At 39.0% G+C, this 403-nt stretch carries 1 protein-coding gene; it reads right to left on the reverse strand.

Annotated features, from left to right (window positions below; genetic code table 11):
• Positions 1-403, reverse strand: a 403-nt coding sequence (locus tag AB2B50_RS09695; RefSeq protein WP_320693336.1) for a hypothetical protein, incomplete at both ends; no start/stop codon positions are given.

Here is a 403-nt window from a genome sequence, read left to right on the forward strand (position 1 = left end):
TCTGAATCCGTATCAGAATCAGTAAGCGAGTCAATTTCTGAATCACTCTCAGAATCAGTGTCAGAGTCAGTAAGCGAATCTGTATCTGAATCAGTGTCAGAGTCAGTAAGCGAATCAGTAGCTGAATCACTCTCAGAATCAGTAAGCGAGTCAATTTCTGAATCCGTATCAGAATCAGTAAGTGAATCAGTTTCTGAATCAGTATCAGAATCAGTAAGTGACTCAATTTCAGAGTCAGTAAGCGAATCTGTATCTGAATCAGTGTCAGAGTCAGTAAGAGAATCAGTATCTGAATCAGTGTCAGAGTCAGTAAGCGAATCAGTATCTGAATCACTCTCAGAATCAGTAAGCGAGTCAATTTCTGAATCCGTATCAGAATCAGTAAGTGAATCAGTTTCTGAAT

This window comes from Streptococcus fermentans, assembly GCF_040888305.1.
Lineage (GTDB): Bacteria > Bacillota > Bacilli > Lactobacillales > Streptococcaceae > Streptococcus > Streptococcus fermentans.